General features: G+C 59.7%; 15 protein-coding genes and 1 pseudogene. 11 read left to right on the forward strand and 5 right to left on the reverse strand.

Annotated elements, in window-relative coordinates; genetic code table 11:
• On the forward strand, positions 1-324 hold a 324-nt coding region (locus IB264_RS07100; RefSeq protein WP_192433229.1), incomplete at its 5' end, for a ThuA domain-containing protein.
• Positions 325-329: 5 nt separating this feature from the next.
• Positions 330-1,409 (forward strand): Gfo/Idh/MocA family protein, encoded by a 1,080-nt coding sequence (locus IB264_RS07105; RefSeq protein ID WP_192433231.1) that lies wholly within the window; start codon positions 330-332, stop codon positions 1,407-1,409.
• Positions 1,410-1,555: 146 nt separating this feature from the next.
• Here the strand turns inward: IB264_RS07105 and IB264_RS07110 are convergent, their stop codons facing one another.
• Entirely contained in the window at positions 1,556-2,569 is a 1,014-nt protein-coding gene (locus IB264_RS07110; protein ID WP_082523795.1) for a septal ring lytic transglycosylase RlpA family protein, read from the reverse strand.
• 716 nt (positions 2,570-3,285) lie between these two features.
• On the opposite strand from IB264_RS07110, the gene IB264_RS07115 reads away from it, so the two are divergent.
• Positions 3,286-5,454: an OmpA family protein gene (locus IB264_RS07115; protein ID WP_192433233.1), complete on the forward strand. Its 2,169-nt coding sequence runs from the start codon at positions 3,286-3,288 to the stop codon at positions 5,452-5,454.
• Positions 5,455-5,794: 340 nt separating this feature from the next.
• Here the strand turns inward: IB264_RS07115 and IB264_RS07120 are convergent, their stop codons facing one another.
• Complete coding sequence (locus IB264_RS07120; RefSeq protein WP_057211074.1) at positions 5,795-6,685, reverse strand: LysR family transcriptional regulator; 891 nt, start codon at positions 6,683-6,685, stop codon at positions 5,795-5,797.
• Between the two features lie 103 nt (positions 6,686-6,788).
• On the opposite strand from IB264_RS07120, the gene IB264_RS07125 reads away from it, so the two are divergent.
• Both IB264_RS07125 and IB264_RS07130 read left to right on the forward strand, forming a co-directional pair.
• The gene (locus tag IB264_RS07125; RefSeq protein WP_057226354.1) at positions 6,789-7,976 is read left to right on the forward strand and encodes an MFS transporter; all 1,188 of its coding nucleotides are present in this window, start codon (positions 6,789-6,791) and stop codon (positions 7,974-7,976) included.
• A 338-nt stretch (positions 7,977-8,314) separates the two neighbouring features.
• On the forward strand, positions 8,315-9,151 hold the full coding sequence (locus IB264_RS07130) for an alpha/beta fold hydrolase (protein ID WP_371412315.1): 837 nt from the start codon (positions 8,315-8,317) through the stop codon (positions 9,149-9,151).
• A gap of 114 nt (positions 9,152-9,265) precedes the next feature.
• Here the strand turns inward: IB264_RS07130 and IB264_RS07135 are convergent, their stop codons facing one another.
• A complete protein-coding gene (locus IB264_RS07135) occupies positions 9,266-10,165 on the reverse strand; it encodes a LysR family transcriptional regulator (RefSeq protein WP_057211067.1) in 900 nt (299 codons plus the stop codon).
• Positions 10,166-10,285: 120 nt separating this feature from the next.
• Here IB264_RS07135 and IB264_RS07140 point away from each other — a divergent pair, with 120 nt between their 5' ends.
• From IB264_RS07140 to IB264_RS07150, 3 genes are all read left to right on the forward strand, one after another.
• On the forward strand, positions 10,286-11,218 hold the full coding sequence (locus IB264_RS07140; RefSeq protein ID WP_025429594.1) for a VOC family protein: 933 nt from the start codon (positions 10,286-10,288) through the stop codon (positions 11,216-11,218).
• 135 nt (positions 11,219-11,353) lie between these two features.
• On the forward strand, positions 11,354-12,043 hold the full coding sequence (locus tag IB264_RS07145) for a hydrolase (RefSeq protein WP_192433235.1): 690 nt from the start codon (positions 11,354-11,356) through the stop codon (positions 12,041-12,043).
• 73 nt (positions 12,044-12,116) lie between these two features.
• Entirely contained in the window at positions 12,117-12,404 is a 288-nt protein-coding gene (locus tag IB264_RS07150; protein WP_057226352.1) for a XapX domain-containing protein, read from the forward strand.
• A 425-nt stretch (positions 12,405-12,829) separates the two neighbouring features.
• Here the strand turns inward: IB264_RS07150 and IB264_RS07155 are convergent.
• Positions 12,830-13,089 (reverse strand): annotated as a pseudogene (locus IB264_RS07155) (nucleotidyltransferase); the annotation flags it as partial.
• A 43-nt stretch (positions 13,090-13,132) separates the two neighbouring features.
• Between IB264_RS07155 and IB264_RS07160 the strand changes: the two are divergent.
• Positions 13,133-13,279, forward strand: coding sequence for a hypothetical protein (locus IB264_RS07160; protein WP_156407922.1), 147 nt, complete (start codon positions 13,133-13,135; stop codon positions 13,277-13,279).
• A gap of 117 nt (positions 13,280-13,396) precedes the next feature.
• Here IB264_RS07160 and IB264_RS07165 read toward each other — a convergent pair whose 3' ends face one another.
• Positions 13,397-14,599, reverse strand: coding sequence for a flavin-containing monooxygenase (locus tag IB264_RS07165; protein ID WP_375154958.1), 1,203 nt, complete (start codon positions 14,597-14,599; stop codon positions 13,397-13,399).
• A 632-nt stretch (positions 14,600-15,231) separates the two neighbouring features.
• Between IB264_RS07165 and IB264_RS07170 the strand changes: the two genes are divergently transcribed.
• Both IB264_RS07170 and IB264_RS07175 read left to right on the forward strand, forming a co-directional pair.
• Entirely contained in the window at positions 15,232-15,564 is a 333-nt protein-coding gene (locus tag IB264_RS07170) for a GYD domain-containing protein (RefSeq protein WP_057211180.1), read from the forward strand.
• 858 nt (positions 15,565-16,422) lie between these two features.
• Positions 16,423-16,896, forward strand: a complete 474-nt coding sequence (locus IB264_RS07175) for a nuclear transport factor 2 family protein (RefSeq protein ID WP_082523610.1) — start codon at positions 16,423-16,425, stop codon at positions 16,894-16,896.
• Positions 16,897-16,898: the final 2 nt, after the last annotated feature.

Consider the following 16,898-nt stretch of genomic DNA (forward strand, 5'->3'; position numbering starts at 1 on the left):
GGCGAGCAGTTCTCCGTGCCGGAACCGCTCGAAACCGTGTTCATCTCCTGGTTTGCCGGCGGCGAGGTGTTCCGTTCGGGTCTGACCTGGCGTCGGGGCGCCGGCAACATCTTCTATTTCCGCCCGGGTCACGAGACCTATCCGACCTATCACGACGCCAACGTGCAGAAGGTGCTGCGCAATTCGGTCAAGTGGGCCTACAACGTCGACAATCGCTACACGGCGATCCATGACGCGCCGAACGTGCCGGTCGAAAAGGCGCTGGAGCCGATCGTCGAGCGTGGGCCCAGGCTACATCAGGCCGGCGAAGCGGGTTACAGGTGAGCATCATGCGTCTTCTCGTTGTTGGAACCGGCGGCATGGCCAACAGCCATGCCCAAGCCTTCGCTCAGATCGAAGGCGTGGAAATGGTGGGAGCGGTCGATGTCGACCCCAAGCGCGCCAAAGGCTTTGCCGAGAAACACGGCATAGCCAAGACGTTCACCTCGCTCGACGACGCCATTGCCTGGGGCAAGTTCGATGCGGCGACGAATGTGACGCCCGATAAGGCGCATCACCCGACGACACTGGCATTGCTTGCCGCCGGCAAGCACGTGCTGTGCGAAAAGCCGCTGGCGGAAAACTACGCCAAGGCGGCGGAAATGGCCGATGCCGCCGAGCGATCGGGGCTGGTGACCATGGTCAACCTGACCTATCGCAATGTCGCGCCGCTGCAGAAGGCGCGGGCGATGGTGCTGGCCGGCGACGTCGGCAGCCTGCGTCACCTCGAAGCCTCCTACCTGCAGAGCTGGCTCGTCTCCAAGGCGTGGGGCGACTGGGCGACGGAATCGCAATGGCTCTGGCGGCTGTCGACCAAACACGGCTCGAACGGTGTGCTGGGCGACGTCGGCATCCATATCCTCGATTTCGCCGGCTATGGCGCCGGCACCGAGGCCGAGCGGATCTTCGCGCGGCTGAAGACCTTCGACAAGGCGCCGGGAAACCGGATCGGCGAATATGATCTCGACGCCAACGACAGCTTCGTCATGACGGCCGAGTTCAGCAACGGCGCCATGGGCGTGATCCATGCCAGCCGCTGGGCCACCGGCCATCTCAACGAGCTGCGGCTGCGGCTGCATGGCGACAAGGGGGCGATCGAGGTTGTCCATACGCCCGATGGCTCGACGCTTCGCGCCTGCCTCGGCACGGATGTTGAAACGGCAACCTGGCGTGATGTCGGTGCCGGTACTGTTCCGACCAACTACCAGCGCTTCGTCGCCGCGGTTCGGGATGCCAAGACGGTCGAGCCCGGCTTCCGCCATGCGGCAAACCTGCAGAAGGTGCTCGATCTGGCGATGGAGACCGAGGCGGAAAGGCGCGAACTCGGCGCCGTGCATGCCCAGCGCTCCAACAATCATGCGTTCGGTTAACTCGACGGTCGCCCGCTTCCGCCCGGATGTCGCCTGCGGGCGGTCACGCCATGTCTGGATGAAGCCCGTTTGGCAATGTGGTTTTGGGCATGTTTGAGCTTTGCGGGTCGGGTGCAGTCATGTCTCCGGCCTGTTTGTGCGGCACGTTATGACCTGCTGGCCCTGATGTTGTCCGCTTGACCCGATCCTACCACGTTGACGCGCTGTTGGTGCGCAAGACAACGAGAGCGGCGTCGCCTTATAGAGATCACACCGATCAGACGCCGATCGCGATCCCAACCCGGCAGAGGGATAACTTGAATCTCGCACATGTCGCGCGCACCGTCATCAATGTCCTTGTCCAAGCAATATTTGACATCTGCATCGCCGCCCAGGCCGCCGGCCCAGGCGTATTCGGACGGCCGTTCAAATGTAACGTGGCCGATCTCAGGCAACATCGGCCAGAGGGGCTGACCGTCGCTCCGTGAATGGTCGCCCTTCGCCTGCTTCGACGCCACCAGTAGGCCGGTTGCAATCTGAGGCTCCGGATTGACGGCCGGGAAGCGATCACCTTTCTTCACAAAGGAGGCCATGAGATAGGGCATATCCTGTCCGCCCAGGCGGGCGCGGCCCACATACTGCACCTGAACGGCGCCCGTGCCACGGGGCTTCAGGTCCAGCAGTTCGGCTGCCTTGCTGGAAACGTCGATGATGCGACCCCGATGAAACGGACCGCGATCGTTGACGCGCACGATGAGCGAAGAACCGTTTTCAAGATTGGTCACCCGCACATAGCTGGGCAAGGGAAGGGTCGGATGCGCGGCGGAAAGGTGATCCGGATCGTAAATTTCGCCGTTTGCGGTCCGCCGCCCGCGAAAGGCCGGGCTGTACCAAGAAGCGACACCCTTCTTGTCGTAGTTCGGGTCTTCCTTCGGATAATAACGCTTGCCTTTGACCACATAGGGCTTACCGACCATATAGCGGCCACCACCCTTGCGAATATTCTTGCCGTAGGCGCCCCGCGTGCTCGCCTTCACGCCGTGTACAATTTCGGAAGTATATCCATTGCTGCGGTTCTTGTGCGGCGCTTGAGTGGATGTACAGGTAGCACAGCTGGCGCAGACCATCGTAATCGCCAGCCATCGCAAGCCTTTGACAGCCGCCCTTACATCAATAACCATCCGTCCAACGCCGGCGACAGCCACCCGTGCATCTGCCGCAAGTCTCGACACGAACGCTCATATCGGCCAGGCGCTCGCAGTCCGCTGTGCATCGGGTCGAGGGACAGACGGAATTCCAGCGGAGGCACTTGTCGATGCATTGCTGCAGTCTGGGGTCGGGCCATTAATTCGCTCCTTCCGTGAATAATTGTAGAATCGGACCTGATGCTAAAAGTTCCATTAGGGCGCGCGAATATACGCAACCCTTCTATTTGGGCTGGCCGCTGACAACGCTACGGCGGACCGCCGACCCGGGGCAGTAGCAGGCCTGCCCGCCTCACCTCGGCGCACCGAGCGGTCGCCGTGCATGGCGCTGGACTGGATCGTCGGATGGAACGGCTGAACTAGCAAGCTGCGGGCGATGACCGGATGGCTTGGAATTTAAATTGGTCGACGTTTGGTTTTAAATTGGACGGGACATCGCCCGCACGCGCTTGTTGACCACCAAGCCTTCGGGTCTCTCTTCGGCATAAGTCGGCAGGTTCGGGATAGGCCTACAAGCGGAACCGATCGGTAGCTGCGGCGTTGGGACTAGTGTTTGACTGACACAAAAAAGTCGGAACCGCAGGTCATGGCCCCCCGGGATTGTGCGCGAGCGGGCACGCCGCTCGACCGACTTTGATGCGGGCGATACGCGCAACTGGCGCGGGGACCTCCCAACAAGACGAAGGAAGATCATGTCGATTCGATCCAAACTTTTCGCAACAGTGGCCTTGCCCGTTTTCGCCGTATCATTCGCGATTCAGCCGGCGCTGGCCGACAGCCTGATGGCGCCGTTTCAGGTAGCGCAGGAAGGGGCCGACCAGCAGTCGCCTGAGGACCTGCTGCTGCTCAAGAAGCGCAAGAAGCAGCATGCCGCCGAGGAAGGGCAGACAGAACAGCAACAACCGCAGGCCGAAGAGCCGCAGCGACAGGTAGAAGAGCCGGTGCGCAAGAAGCGCAAACAGCAGGCCGAAGAACAGCAGCCCGCCGTAGGGGAAGGTGCTCCGCAGCAGGCTGAGGAGCAACAAACTCCTGTGCGCAAGAAGCGCAAGCAGCAAGCCGAAGAGCAGCCCGCCGTAGAGGAAAGCACACCGCAGCAGGCCGAGGAACAGCAGGTGCCGGTGCGTAAGAAGCGCAAGCAGCAGGCGGACGGACAGCAGCCCGCCGTAGAGGAAGGCGCTCCGCAGCAGGCTGAGGAGCCACAAACTCCTGTGCGCAAGAAGCGCAAGCAGCAAGCCGAAGAACAGCAGCCCGCCGTAAAGGAAGGCGCTCCGCAGCAGGCTGAGGAGCAACAAACTCCTGCGCGCAAGAAGCGCAAGCAGCAGGTCGAAGAACAACAGCCCGCCGTAGAAGAAGGGGCTCCGCAGCAGGCTGAGGAGCAACAAATTCCTGTGCGCAAGAAGCGCAAGGAGCAGGTCGAAGAACAGCAGCCTGCCGTAGAGGAAGGCACCCCACAGCAGGCCGGGGAGCAGCAGATACCTGCGCCCAAGAAGCGCAAACAACAGGCGGAAGGACAGCAGCCCGTTCCGGGGTCCGAACAACCCGCAACGGCGGAGCAGCTCCAGGGTGAAGCGCCTCGGGCCAGGTCCGCTCCGATCGTCGTCGACAGGCGCACGAAGGAAGAGAAGCGCAAGATAGCACAGGATCCGGCGGCGACCGATGAGACCGTAGTGCTTCCGGTCGATAACGGCGCGGCTGTGCTCGACAGCGACAAGGACGCCGACAATGCCGGTGGCAACCGGGGGCGCGAGGCTCGGCGCAAGCAGCGCGAAGAGCTGCGCGTCCAGGAGCAGAACATAGCGCCGCCGACCGACGACGCCGCGGCCCAGGCGGAGATTCCAGCCGAAGTGCGGCAGGCGGCCCCGCAGAGGATCGAGGCCGCGATCAAGGAAGAAGGCCAACGCGTCGAAGCGGCGCCAATCTTCGCGGTCCCGGAGACGACGAACATCGTCAATAACACGGTCATCAACAACACGGTGATCAACAACACCACGAACAATGATGTGACCGAGGTGCAGGTGGTCGAGAGGATCGACGATCGCGTCGTCCTCGGCGTCGGCGACCAGTTCTTCGTGCGTGGCGACGATCGGCCAAGGCTCCGCCGCGATTCGGAGGAGACCTACTACGATCAGTTGGCGCGCGGCCGCGTTCGTGAAACGATCGTCCGCCCGGGCGGCTATCGCATCGCCACGGTCTACGACCGGTACGGCAACATCCTGCAGCGGTCGCGCGTCGACAGCGACGGCAACGAGTATGTGCTGATGTACGCGCCGGAATATCAGGAGGAACGACGTCCGGGGATCGTCGACGTCGGCTACGACCTGCCGCCGATGCGCCTGGCGATTCCGGTCGACGACTACATCGTCGATTACGCGGAGGAACCGGATCGGGACTACTACCAATTCCTGTCCGAGCCACCGGTCGAACGCGTCGAACGGGTCTATACGATCGATGAGGTCCGCAATTCGGCCCGTCTCCGTGACAAGGTCCGGCGCATCGATCTCGATACGATCCACTTCGTGACGGCTAGTGCCGAAGTGTCGATGTCGCAGGCCAAGACACTGCGCAAGGTTGCGGACGCGATGCAGAAGGTTCTCGACAAGGATCCCGGTGAGACCTTCTTCATCGAGGGGCACACGGACGCTGTCGGTTCCGACCGCTCGAACCTGGTACTCTCCGATGAGCGTGCCGAGTCCGTCGCAGTCCTCCTGACCGAGGTCTATGGCATCCCGGCGGAAAACCTGGTCACCCAAGGCTATGGTGAGCGCTTCCTGAAGATCCGCACGCAAGAGCCCGAGGAGGAGAACCGCCGCGTGACCATCCGCCGCGTGACGCCGCTGGTGCGCCCGGTCGCCCAGCGGTAACGGAAATCTGACGCGCCATGACATCGAAGGCTCTTCACGAGAGCTAACTGCCTCGAAAGAAGGTCTCAGCGGCTTTTGTTGTCACTGAGACCTTGGAGATTGTGGCGTGTTCCAGCGGTATTTTCTCAAAACGCATAGCATCTGGATTAGTCCCGGCGCTGCGGAAGGCATCGACGAAAACGACAGCGGTTAGTGTTGAATCCCGAAGGCTTGCTGTCCTGAATTCGACGTGTTGGGGCAACTCGCCTGCAGAACCAGTTGAGATTTGCGTGCGTCGACCGCCGTTGGCAGAGAGCTCTGTGGCGCACAAAGAAAAGGCCGCTTCGTTCCGTCACACGCTCTAACGAGCATTGGTCTCCGACTGCAATGCAAGGCTCAGAGCGGAGACGAACACGCGCACTTTGGGCAGGACGTTCCTGGTGGTCGGGTAGACTGCCCAGATCCCAATTTCTTCAGGAGTGGCGTCATCGAGGACCACGCGCTGCAGCCGCCCTTCGAGTACGTCATCGGCGATCGCCCATTCGGAAAGCAGGGTGATCCCAGCCCCGGCGACACAAGCAGATTGGCATCCAGCGATGCTGCTCGAAGAAAACCGAGAGCCTATGCGAACATGGGTTTCGGAGCCACTGGCGACGAAAGTCCAATGCGTGACTCCTGTCATAGGAAGGCAATCATGGTGAGCGAGGTCATCGATGGAACGCGGCATCCCACGCCGCTCAAGATAGCCCGGCGAGGCAACAAGCGTTCGTGGGTTATCCGCAAGTTTTTGTGCGATCAGGCTGCTGTCCTTTAGACGCGCGATGCGGATTGCCAAATCGGTTCCGGTAGCCGTCAGGTCAGGCAGGCGGTCATTCATATCCAGGGCAATCTGCAGTTCTGGATTAGCCGCAAGGATAGCTGGGACCAGCGGAGTCACAATCTTCACGCCAAATACGATTGGCACCGAGACGCGAAGAAGCCCCGCTGCGCCAAGCGTGTCCGCGCGAACCTGTGCGCGGCCTTGATGTTCATTTTCAATGATGGCCTGAGCGTACGGAAGGAAAGTTTCACCTTCGGGCGTCAGCGACAGTGACCGAGTCGTCCGGTGAAGCAAACGCACGCCAAGCGTTGCTTCCAGCGCGGAGAGGCGCCGTGTCGCCGCCATCGGCATTAAACCAAGACGGCGCCCTGCCTCGGATATGCTTCCGGAAGAAACAGCGCCCACGAAGACCTCGATGTCGTCAGTGTTCATTATAACGGGTTTCGATAAACAGGCTCAACATTAGCCAATACTACAACGGAAGGCGATGCAAAGCTACATCTGTCGCGATCTCATAGCTTGAAAGGCTCCGGAAATGACAATCACGACCGTGAATGCAAAAACGCCTACGGGATTGAGTAGAGTTGGCTTGCTCGCCATGGCCACCGCCAGCGGCATCGCTGTCGCCAACATCTATTACAATCAGCCGATGCTAGGCATCATCGAGGCCGATTTTCCCGGCCAGTCCGCAACCGCTCTAGTACCGACCGCCACCCAGTTGGGATACGCTCTCGGTCTCTTCCTTCTTCTGCCTCTTGGCGATCTGGTCCACCGACGCAAGCTCATCATTGGACAGTTTCTGATCCTTGCCATCGCCCTGTCCCTAGCCGCTGTTTCCTCGTCCGCGTGGATATTGGTCGCTAGTTCCCTTCTGGTTGGAGCAAGCTCGACGGTAGCGCAACAGATCGTTCCCTTCGCGGCTTCATTGGCACCTGCTGACAAGCGCGGGGCGACCATCGGAACCGTGATGGCGGGCGTCCTGTCGGGCATTTTGTTCAGCCGAACCCTATCTGGTTTTGTCGGCGAACATGCCGGCTGGCGCGAGATGTTCTGGATTGGCGTGCCGATGGCCTTGGTGGCCGCCGCGATGATGTTCGCGACGCTTCCAGATCATGCTCCCACGTCTCGTTTGCATTACCGCAACGCGATCAAATCGCTGGGGCACCTCTGGACACATGAGCCATCTCTTCGGACAGCGACCCTCGTACAAGCCGCCCTCTTCGCTTCGTTCACCGCGTTCTGGACCATACTTGCGCTATATCTTCAGGGCCCGAGCTTCGGCCTTGGTGCCGATATTGCCGGGCTTTTCGGTATCGTGGGAGCGGTCGGCGTTTTCGCTGCTCCGGTAGCGGGTCACATTGCCGACAAGCGTGGACCGCATTTCGTTGTTTGGCTTGGCGCGGCCTTGACTGTCGTGTCCTGGATTATCTTTGGAGCATGGGCTTCGATCGTGGCTCTCATCATGGGCGTCATCGTCCTCGACTTCGGCATTCAGGGCGCATTGGTCTCCAATCAACACATTATATATGCACTCAATCCGGATGCACGAAGCCGCCTGAACACGATCTTCATGACTGGAATGTTTCTTGGCGGCGCGACGGGATCGGCACTTGCTTCAGTTGCCTGGCAAAATGGCTCTTGGCTCGGTGTGAGCCTCGTGGGCGGTGTCTTGCCGCTACTCGCTTTGGCCGTAAAAGCGCTTGGTCGCTCACCTCAATTGTAAGATCAAAATCAACGTTGTGCGAGCATCAACGCGGGAGGATGGTGCTCATCGCCCTCCATATTATTTCAAAGGATGCAATGGAATCGAAACGATTGCTGCAATTGTTGTCACTCCGGATTGGTGGCAATTTCCCTTCGTCAGACGAACACAGCGTCGCTGAGGGCAAAAGACAAAGATCGCAGGGCGCGAATATGACTGACAAATTTCTTCCCATGACGCGCCGCGGCGCGCTGCTTTCCGGAGCGGCTGCCGCCGCCACCATGGCACTCTCCACATCATTCAGCTTTGCAGGCAACGCTGCTGCTTCCACCGCCAACTCAATCGAAGGGGACAATGCAATGAGCACCATCACCACCAAGGACGGCGTCGAAATCTTCTACAAGGACTGGGGCCCGAAGGATGCGCAGCCGATCGTATTCCACCACGGCTGGCCGCTGTCGTCGGACGATTGGGATGCCCAGATGCTGTTCTTCCTCGCCAACGGCTACCGCGTCGTTGCCCATGACCGCCGGGGCCACGGCCGTTCGGCGCAGGTTTCCGACGGTCACGATATGGATCATTACGCCGCAGACGCCTTTGCGGTCGTCGAAGCCCTCGACCTGAAGAACGCCGTTCATATCGGCCACTCCACCGGTGGCGGCGAAGTCGCCCGCTATGTCGCAAAGCATGGCGAACCATCCGGCCGCGTCGCCAAGGCCATCCTCGTCTCCGCCGTTCCGCCGCTGATGCTGAAGACTGAAATCAATCCTGAAGGCCTGCCGATGGAAGTGTTCGACGGCTTCCGCTCGGCGCTCGCCGCTAACCGCGCGCAGTTCTTCCGCGACGTCCCGGCCGGTCCCTTCTATGGCTTCAACCGTGACGGTGCGAAAGTCCAGGAAGGCGTGATCCAGAATTGGTGGCGTCAGGGGATGATGGGTGGCGCGAAGGCTCATTACGACGGCATCAAGGCTTTCTCCGAGACCGATCAGACCGAGGACTTGAAGGCGATCACTGTTCCGACTCTCGTCCTGCATGGCGAGGACGACCAGATCGTACCGATCGCTGACTCGGCGCTGAAGGCGGTCAAGCTTCTGAAGAACGGCACGCTCAAGACCTATCCGGGCTTCTCGCACGGCATGCTGACCGTGAATGCCGACGTCTTGAACGCTGACCTTCTCGCCTTCGTTCTGTCATGATGTAGAAGTTGCGGCCGCGGCAAAACTTGCCGCGGCCGCACCCACTTAATCCTATAAAACGCGTCAGATTCCATACTGCGAGGGGCCTCGCACGCGGGGTCATGAACCCATACCTCAGTCTAGCATCACCATCTGACCTGCCGCCTGCTCCTCGAAGAATTTCGAGAAAGACGCAATGCGGGGCGGCAATGCCTGATAGGGCGGGTAATAAAGCGTCAGCCACAGATCGGGCGGCGCCCATCCACGCAGGACGTGAACCAAGCGGCCTGTTTTCAAATGTTCCGAGACATGAAATCCAGGCAGCATCGCCACTCCGGCACCATCAGCTGCCATGTCAGCCAGAACCTCACCGTTGTTGGCACTGAACGCCCGGCCCGCCGAGATCGTTATGCTCGATCCGCCGTCCGACAAAACCCAGTTTTCCCGCCGGCTTTCGCCGCTATAGGCGAGGCAATCGTCGGGCGTCAGTTCGCTGGGATGCTGTATATCGACAAACCGGCTTCCGGGTGCGGCAACGAGAATGCGCGGCACGACCCGGATCTTGCGCCAGATGGTGAACTTATCCGATGGCTGCGAGGAAATGCGGATCGCAAGGTCGTAGTCGTCGTCGACGATGTTCACCAGACCGTCAGATAGCGAGATTTCAAAGCTCATTTTTGGATAGAGCTCCCTGAAGCCCGATAGGATCGGCGGGAGCACGGCCTTGCCGAACCAGGTCGGCGCGCTGATGCGCAACCGTCCCTGATCAGCCTTGTGCGCATTCATGACATCCCGCCGTGCATCTTCAAGCGTCTTCACGGCCGGCTGGATCTGCGCGGCGAAAATCGCTCCGTCAGTTGTCAGCGAAACCTGCCTTGTCGTGCGCACGAAGAGCTGCACGCCAAGTTCGGCCTCCAGCGCAGCGATGGCACGGGTCACGGCTGCCGGCGTCATGTCAAGTTCGCGGGCGACCTGAGCGAAGTTACGTTTTTCGGCGGCGAGTAGGAAGGTTCGGAGGGCTTTGTAGTCGTTCATCTCGATTATTTCAAAAATAGCAATTCAATCGGAAGAAATATTGCAATTCCGCGAATCCATCAACCCGGTTACATCTTTCTCCATCGAAACGGACAAAGCCAACGAAGAAAGGCACCGGCCATGATCAAGGATATCAAGGGACTGCATCACGTTACCTCGATGGCGTCGGATGCGCGCGAAAACAACAAGTTTTTCACCGACGCCCTCGGACTGCGCCGCGTGAAGAAGACCGTCAACTTCGACGATCCCAGTGTCTATCACCTCTATTATGGTGACGAGAACGGGACGCCCGGCACGGTCATGACCTACTTTCCGTTCCAGAATATGATGATTGGCCGCCCAGGTGTGGGCGAGGTGGGCGAGACCCAGTTCTCCATCCCCAAGGGCTCGCTCGGCTTCTGGAAGGATCGCCTAGTTGCCAAGGGCGTCGGTGGATTGGAAACAGACGCAGCGTTCGGCGCCAACCGCCTCCGTTTCATCGGACCTGATGGCGACGGGCTCGCCCTGGTCGAAACGGCCGATGACACCCGTGCCCCCTGGATCGCGGAGGGCATCTCAGACCAGACGGCCATTCGCGGCTTTGCCGGCGCCCGCTTCAACCTGCATGATACGGCGGCCACGGAGGAACTGCTTGGTTTCATGGGCTACCAGCGTGCCGAGACCGAAGGCGACGTGACCCGCTTTATCATCCCTGGCGGCAACGGTGCCGATACGATCGATCTAGCAGCGCTTCCGAAAACACCGTTTGCCCGCCAAGGTGCCGGCTCGGTCCACCATATTGCCTTTGCCGTCGACAACCGCGAGAAGCAGCTCGAAGTGCGCAAGGCGCTGATGGATACCGGCTACCAGGTGACTCCGGTCATCGACCGAGATTACTTCTGGGCGATCTATTTCCGGACCCCGGGTGGGATCCTGTTCGAAATTGCGACCAACGAGCCCGGCTTCGATCGTGATGAAGACACCGCACATCTCGGCGAAGCGCTCAAGCTTCCGAACCGATATGAAGCCTTCCGTGACCAGATCGAAGAAAACCTGGTTCCGCTTGCCGCATAGGATCCGATCTGAACCGGTCCCCTGATCAACACACATCTTCACTTTCGAGACGGCTGCCTGAGCCAGGCAGTCGACCGCCGAAGGCTTATCAATTTCAAACGCCACACCGCACCAGACATCAAAGGGAGAACTAAAATGTCCAAGCTCGAAGTCCTGACCCCCGTCAACAGCCAGCTCATTTTCATCGACCAGCAGCCGCAGATGGCATTCGGTGTCCAGTCGATCGATCGGCAAGTGCTGAAGAACAACGTCGTGGGCCTCGCCAAGGCCGCCAAGGTCTTCGATATTCCGACGACGATCACCACCGTCGAGACCGAATCCTTCTCCGGCCACACCTATCCCGAACTGCTCGCCGTCTTCCCGGAAAACGACATCCTCGAGCGCACTTCGATGAACTCCTGGGACGATCAGAACGTCCGCGATGCGCTGGCGAAGAATGCTGCCAACGGCCGCAAGAAGATTGTCGTGTCAGGTCTGTGGACCGAAGTCTGCAACACGACCTTCGCACTCTCGGCTCTCCGCGATGTTCCGGACTACGAGATCTACATGGTTGCCGATGCTTCCGGCGGCACTTCGGCCGACGCACACAAATACGCAATGGACCGCATGGTTCAAGCCGGCGTCATTCCGGTGACCTGGCAGCAGGTCCTCCTTGAGTGGCAGCGCGACTGGGCGCGGAAGGAAACCTATGACGCCGTCACCACGCTGTTGAAGGAGCATTCCGGCGCCTACGGCATGGGCATCGATTATGCCTACACCATGGTCCACAAGGCCGCTGAACGCGTCACGCACGGCAAGCGGATTGGCCCGAACCCGGCAAAGTAACCCAGCAAGAACAGCCGCTCCGCCAGGACAAGCCCGTCGGAGCGGCAATCTCATCTCAGCGAGGACGAATTCCATGAAACTCTATCTCATGTCCATCGGTGCCGGCTTGCTGGTCGGCATTGTCTATAGCCTCCTCAATGTGCGTTCGCCGGCCCCGCCGGTTGTCGCCCTGGTTGGCCTTCTTGGCATCCTCGTTGGCGAGCAGCTTGTGCCTTTTGCCAGAACGCTGTGGAGCAAGGAGCCCGCCGCCGTTTCCTGGATCAACCAGATCAAGCCGCAAATGTTCGGTCATATGCCGAAGGGTGGGAACCAAAATGACCTCGCTGCGGCTCGTCAGGTCCAGGTCAAGTCTGATAGCTGACCGCCAAGAGGAGAGTAGCATTGCGGTTCGCGGCGACACCTAGCCATTGCCCAATATCCAGGGACCGCTCACCAAACGGCGCGATGGCCGAGATAGGTCGCTACGACTTTGCCGTCCTCGATGTCGAGCGCGGCCCCACTGTAGTTTGCTGCCGGCTCCGCAACGCAGCGAGCCTGTCAGGCAGAGGGGAACCTGAAGACGAGGGCCTATCGCGACGTCGCTGGCATCTGGACGGCTACGGCCCCTCGGGTCGCTGATCTCAGGTGAATTGAATTGCGGGTATGTCGTTCGCAACCACAGGCATTCCGACTTTGGCCTCTCCATGAAAAGCTTTCCACCAGTTCAATTAGAAGCCGCCGCGAGGGATCACCTTTTATCGCGCGGTGACGGAGGAGAGGGCAAATTGCGGTGACGGAGACGGAGTTTCAGGAACTACCCTTTTCGCGCAGCAAGGTTGAATTGTCCGCCCGTTCGAGCTTAGCGAGGTGTTCCGCGCAGATTGTTTTGACCGGATCGTAGAGAACGGAAGTTCGAGCGGTCAGCCATGCCATTGCCTCCTCGCTGATCTCGTAGTGTCCCGAGTAGCGGGCTTTCACATACGCCTCATTCAGCGTGTTGAACCATGACTGCGATGTTGATCCCGAGGTCAGGCGTCCGTCAGGCGCACATCCTGACCCTCAGCCAAAGGGACCCATTGCCCCGACCGCGATCATTTTGGAGCGGTCAACATGACCAGGACAATTGCGGTGAGAAACGGGCTGATAGACAGCAGCGCAATGATGTACGTCCCGGCAAACAATACATCGATCGCCAGGTGGCTCGCGCCCATCGAGCGCTACTTGAGAGAGGTTCGGTCGGTCTCGCCGGAGTTCTGAAACTCCAACACGGCGTTCCGAGGAGGGGCCCACCCCTTCACAAGGGCCCCTGTAACGACGCTTGCCATGCAGATGCTAACCAATCGAATTAACTCGCCGATCTCTTGGCGAGATGGTTCACCAACCGTGCTGCTTCCTCAGCAACCCCAGGTATAACTCCCGACTTCCGAGTCGAGGCAAAATCGAGGCCGGAAAAATACAGTCCGGGAACGAATCCGATCCCCTCCTCGTGAATAGGCTGGCCGTCGTCGTCGATGGTGTCCGGGACTTTGATCCACCGGAAATCGCCTCTGAAGCCTGTGCCCAGATTACCGACGCTATGCCGCTCGTCGCCAATTCGATTGAGCGGATCGGTGGATCGGCGAGGCGTGGGGCGATCACCTCGGCAGGATCATCCTCGGCAGGCGGCGCGTTCAGCCCGGCGCGCCCGATGTAAGCGTCAATAAGGCGCTTGACGTTGGCTGAGCTCTCGTCGGCAAAACGCATGTGCTCATCCAGGTTGTCGCCGAATACCAGGCTGCCATTCGTCATACCCAAGAAGCGACCGAGCAACACGACCCCCTGGGCGCTCAGCGATTGCAGGCTGATGGTGTGGGTGGTACCAAGCAAGCCTCGCGGCGGCAGCTTCCCCGATGGCAGGATGATTTCCCTGCGCGGTACGTCGAAATAGCCGGACAGGGTCATCCAATTGAAGATGTCGCCGCCGCGATAATAGCGGACCAGACGGCCGACTCGGCTCGTCGCCAGAAAGACCGAGCGTCCCGCGAGTGCCAAGTCCTCGGCAATCTGGTCGCCCGATTGACCGCTGCCGACTACAAGAACAGCACCTTGTTCCAACTCGGCTGCATTGCGATAGGCCGAGGAATCGAGTTGGCGGACCGTTGCCGGCAGTTCCGCCGACTCAGGCGACCGTTTCGGACAGTTCAGGCTACCGCTCGCGACGACGACGTTGCGGGCCTGAAAGACACCACGCGGTGTCGTCACAAGAAAGAGTTCGTCATCTCGGGACAGTTCCTCTGCTGGAGTCCCGGTTATCACCGGCAATTGGTGCCGCTCAACATACTTCTCGAGATAAGCGACAAATTGATGCTGTGTGCTGGCACCCCAGGGATCAGGCACGTCATGGGAATCACCGGGCAGCAGCGAGCGAATGTTAGGCGAGTTCAGACGGAAGGAATCCCAGCGCTGGGTCCGCCAGGTTTCTCCGATGCAGCCTCGCTCAAGCACCTGATGATCGCGACCTTGCTGCTTGAGTAAATAACTGATCCCAAGCCCGGCCGAGCCCGCTCCGACGACAACCACGTCAAGTATCCCCGCCATGGCACATCCTCCCAACAAGACGGCATCGTAGGAATCGAAGCGCGACGGCCCCGGATCAACGTTCAGGCGGACCTGCTGGCGGTGCCGCCATCTGCCTGGTCCTGGATGACGGTAACATGGATTCGATCAACTCTAAGGAGAAAGGCGTTGTTCGTTTGTGTGCCCGCAGGCCAGCAGCATCCCCAAGTCTCAACGACTGAATGCGGGAAAGCGCGCCGTTATCCCATGCTCGTTCCTGGGAGCAGACCCGAGGCTACGCCCTCAGCAAGGAAAGAAGTTTCACTGCCTGGCAGAGCTGTCGGATGAGATGATCGATGAGGCCCTCGAAATCGCTGTCGATGCGCCCTCGAACAACACGCTTCGCTCGATTTGGAACTTCGGTGGCAGGACGCTATATGCCAGGGGAATCCCTGCTAAACGGTCCAACGCCTTAACGTGCAACCGCTTCGGATGCGACGGCTGGTAGTGCCGTCATTTCAAGGCCCGCCGCGGTGGCGATCATGCTCACTGTGCGTCGCCGAATTGTGCGTGACCAATCTAGCGCTCTGCAGCTCAACGCTCGTCTAACGCCAAGTTTTTTGAGATATTGAGTATGGCAGGTCACCCGATCTGCCCAGTTGAGGGAGGATGTCATGCCACTGTTCATAACCACAGGGTGCTATACAACCACGTCAGCGAAGGGAATGATTGACAGTCCATCGGACCGAGAAAAGGCGGCCCGTGGCATCATGGAAGCAGCGGGCGGGAAACTGCATTCTTTCTACGTTACGACGGGTGAAACCGACTGGATGGCAATCACGGAATTCGACGATGGCGCTGACGTGGTCCCCGCACTTCTCGTTGTCAGCGCATCGGGAGCTGTATCGAATGTAAAAACCGTGCGAGCCTACACGGGCGCGGAATTCCAGGCTGCGCAAGAGAAGGCGGGCAAAATCGCATCTTCCTATGGGCCCCCAGCAAAATAAGCAGGCCGCTGGTTGAAACGTTTTTGGCAGCGGAACCTCCGCTGCCAGAAACGAGGTGCATTTTCCCCAATGTAGACGCACGTTCCTCCCCGCCACAGTACATTGCCGCGCTTTGGTGTTTTGTACTTGGCGACAACGTTCACGTGCTCGCTCGCGATGGTGACTGGCACGCCCTAGCCATATTCGCATGTTCCGCCCGGACAGGGAGCGGATTATCGAAGCCATGCACCCTTATCGCCATCAGTCGCCCCCTGGATGTCATCTTCGGATGCGGAGAGCTGATACGCACGATCCTTCTGAGCTGCGCGTAAGCGACCGCCCACTGACCAGCAGTGATATAGCGCAGGGCGGTGATGAGAGGCGACGACGCGCGGGACAGGAGGTATGTCTCCGGGCTCGTCCGAAATCTGTGCCTACCTGTTTTTGAACTGATGTCGCTATCCCCGATCTGTCGCACACACGGCTTGGCGCTGGATCCTTCGATTGTCTGCTGCAGCGTCTCATGAAGCGAAAGCGGTCGATCGCCGAGCGAGTTCTTTGGCCAGCCGAGACCACCGAGAGCGAGACAAAGATGCTTTATTACGCGGTGGTGGCGGCCTCAGACGTCGAGCTTGAGACAGTCTTTCGTGAACTCATGCACTGAGCGGACAAACATCTAGCAACCGGCCTGGCCACAACAGCTAAGATCGCAGCTCTCGGCGTGACGCGGACCCGGCAGTCTACGGCGCAACCTTTCAATTCGCACGGCAAAAACGGCCAGCGCCCAGCGTTGACCGTTGACGCTGCACTCAGTCACATGTACCGATTGACACACTGTTTACCGATCGGTACAGTGAAAGAGATCTGGAGATCATGACCATGACTGAACAACGCCCACCACTGCCCCCTTTCACCCGCGAATCGGCAGCGGCCAAAGTCCGAGCTGCAGAGGACGGATGGAACAGTTGCGATCCGCACCGCGTGTCCCTCGCCTACAGCGTCGACAGCTATTGGCGTAACCGCGCGGAATTTGTCCAAGGACGCGAACGTATCGTCGAGTTCCTGGCGAGGAAGTGGACAAAAGAACTCGAATACCGGCTGATCAAGGAGCTGTGGGCTCATGACGGCGACCGCATCGGGGTGCGCTTCGCCTACGAGTACCGCGACGACTCCGGGAACTGGTACCGGGCATACGGCAACGAAAACTGGGAGTTCGACGAAAACGGGCTGATGCACCACCGTTATGCCTGCATCAATGATCTGCCGATCGAAGAATCTGAACGCAAATTCTTCTGGGATCGGTCTGGGCCCAGGCCAGCGGACCACCCGGGACTTTCCGAATTGGGACTGTAGCA

It is taken from the genome of Ensifer sp. ENS11 (assembly GCF_014851895.1).
Taxonomy (GTDB): Bacteria; Pseudomonadota; Alphaproteobacteria; order Rhizobiales; family Rhizobiaceae; genus Ensifer; species Ensifer canadensis.

What these genes read in the sequence shown, in the direction of transcription:
- IB264_RS07150 (WP_057226352.1), top strand. Translation starts at nt 12,117, where the DNA reads ATGAAACTCTATCTCATGTCCATCGGTGCCGGCTTGCTGGTCGGCATT.
- IB264_RS07160 (WP_156407922.1), top strand. Translation starts at nt 13,133, where the DNA reads ATGACCAGGACAATTGCGGTGAGAAACGGGCTGATAGACAGCAGCGCA.
- IB264_RS07130 (WP_371412315.1), top strand. Translation starts at nt 8,315, where the DNA reads ATGAGCACCATCACCACCAAGGACGGCGTCGAAATCTTCTACAAGGAC.
- IB264_RS07175 (WP_082523610.1), top strand. Translation starts at nt 16,423, where the DNA reads ATGACTGAACAACGCCCACCACTGCCCCCTTTCACCCGCGAATCGGCA.
- IB264_RS07170 (WP_057211180.1), top strand. Translation starts at nt 15,232, where the DNA reads ATGCCACTGTTCATAACCACAGGGTGCTATACAACCACGTCAGCGAAG.
- IB264_RS07140 (WP_025429594.1), top strand. Translation starts at nt 10,286, where the DNA reads ATGATCAAGGATATCAAGGGACTGCATCACGTTACCTCGATGGCGTCG.
- IB264_RS07115 (WP_192433233.1), top strand. Translation starts at nt 3,286, where the DNA reads ATGTCGATTCGATCCAAACTTTTCGCAACAGTGGCCTTGCCCGTTTTC.
- IB264_RS07105 (WP_192433231.1), top strand. Translation starts at nt 330, where the DNA reads ATGCGTCTTCTCGTTGTTGGAACCGGCGGCATGGCCAACAGCCATGCC.
- IB264_RS07120 (WP_057211074.1), bottom strand. Translation starts at nt 6,685, where the DNA reads ATGAACACTGACGACATCGAGGTCTTCGTGGGCGCTGTTTCTTCCGGA.
- IB264_RS07145 (WP_192433235.1), top strand. Translation starts at nt 11,354, where the DNA reads ATGTCCAAGCTCGAAGTCCTGACCCCCGTCAACAGCCAGCTCATTTTC.
- IB264_RS07110 (WP_082523795.1), bottom strand. Translation starts at nt 2,569, where the DNA reads ATGGTTATTGATGTAAGGGCGGCTGTCAAAGGCTTGCGATGGCTGGCG.
- IB264_RS07125 (WP_057226354.1), top strand. Translation starts at nt 6,789, where the DNA reads ATGACAATCACGACCGTGAATGCAAAAACGCCTACGGGATTGAGTAGA.
- IB264_RS07135 (WP_057211067.1), bottom strand. Translation starts at nt 10,165, where the DNA reads ATGAACGACTACAAAGCCCTCCGAACCTTCCTACTCGCCGCCGAAAAA.
- IB264_RS07165 (WP_375154958.1), bottom strand. Translation starts at nt 14,599, where the DNA reads ATGGCGGGGATACTTGACGTGGTTGTCGTCGGAGCGGGCTCGGCCGGG.